The sequence below is a fragment of the Amycolatopsis dendrobii genome (assembly GCF_014145675.1).
In the GTDB taxonomy this organism is placed as follows: Bacteria; Actinomycetota; Actinomycetes; order Mycobacteriales; family Pseudonocardiaceae; genus Amycolatopsis; species Amycolatopsis dendrobii.
In genome coordinates this window covers 1-1,543 of sequence record NZ_JACGZW010000043.1, presented here as the reverse complement: position 1 = coordinate 1,543, position 1,543 = coordinate 1, and the positions used below count along the sequence as shown (strand labels likewise).

Sequence of the window (1,543 nt, the reverse complement as noted above, 5' to 3'; positions counted from 1 at the left end):
CCGGCACTCCGACAGATAAATCGCGGACTTGTCCTTGTTGTCACCCACCGACGTGAGCAGCGCGGCCATGTACTCCGCGGTGTAGTTCGCCTTCAGATACGCGGTCCAGTAGCCGACCAGCGCGTACCCGGCGGCGTGCGACTTGTTGAAGGCATAGCCCGCGAAAGGCAGGATGGTGTCCCACAACGCCTGCACGGCCTCGCCGGAGAACCCGTTGTCGATCATTCCGGAACGGAAGCCCTCGAATTCCTTCTCCAGGACTTCCTTTTTCTTCTTTCCCATCGCGCGCCGCAAGACGTCCGCGCGGCCCATCGAGTACCCGGCGACCTTCTGCGCGATCTGCATGATCTGTTCCTGATACACCACCAGACCGTGCGTTTCGGCGAGGATCTCGCGCAACGGTTCCTCGAGTTCCGGATGGATCGGTTCGATGGCTTGCCGCTTGTTCTTGCGGTCGGCGTAGTTGTTGTGCGTGTTCATCGCCATCGGACCAGGCCGGTAGAGCGCGTTGACGGCCACGATGTCCTCGAACCCGGTGGGACGCATGCGGCGCAACAGATCTCGCATCGCGCCACCGTCCAACTGGAACACTCCGAGACTGTCCCCGCGGACCAGCAGGGCGAAGGTCTCGGGATCGTCGGTGGCCAGCCGGTCGAGGTCGATGTCTTCGCCGCGGTTGGCCTTGATGTTGTCGATAGCGTCGCCGATGACGGTGAGGTTGCGCAGGCCGAGGAAGTCCATTTTCAGCAGGCCGATGGCCTCGCAGGAGGGATAGTCCCAGCCGGTGATGATCGAGCCGTCGTCCCTGCGCCACAACGGAATCGCGTTCATCAACGGTTCGCTGGACATGATGACCGCGCAGGCATGCACACCGGCGTTGCGGATCAGCCCCTCCAGGCCGCGGGCGGTGTCGAAGATCGTCTTGCACTCTTCGTCGGTCTCGACCAGCGTGCGAACCTCGGCTGCTTCCGCGTAACGCTCGTGCTTGGCGTCCACGATCCCCGACAGCGGAATGTCCTTGGCGGCCACCGGCGGCGGCAAGGCTTTGGAGATCCGGTCCGCGATCGAATAGCCGGGTTGTCCGAAGTGGACTCTCGCGGAATCCTTGATCGCCGCTTTCGTCTTGATGGTGCCGAAGGTGATCACCTGCGCGATCCGATCGGACCCGTATTTCTCGGTGGCGTACCGGATCATCTCGCCACGCCGACGGTCGTCGAAGTCCATGTCGATATCGGGCATCGACACCCGTTCCGGGTTCAGGAACCGTTCGAACAGCAGACCGTGCCGGATCGGGTCGAGATTGGTGATGCGGAGCGCGTACGCGACCAGCGATCCCGCCGCCGACCCGCGTCCCGGACCCACGCGGATTCCCGCCTCGCGGGCATGCGTCATCAGGTCGGCCGTGATGAGGAAGTACCCGGGAAAACCTTTCTCCACGATGACTTCGAGCTCGTATTCGGCGCGCTCCCGGTATTCGCCGGGCACTCCGTCCGGCAGCCGGTGCGCAAGCCCGGACATCACTTCATGGTGCAGCCAGGTGGCT

Annotated in this window: 1 protein-coding gene; it reads right to left on the bottom strand. The window is 63.4% G+C overall.

What is annotated here, in order from left to right:
* Positions 1–1,543: DNA polymerase III subunit alpha (dnaE, locus tag H4281_RS45020; RefSeq protein WP_182896955.1), on the bottom strand; the 1,543-nt coding region annotated here is incomplete at both ends.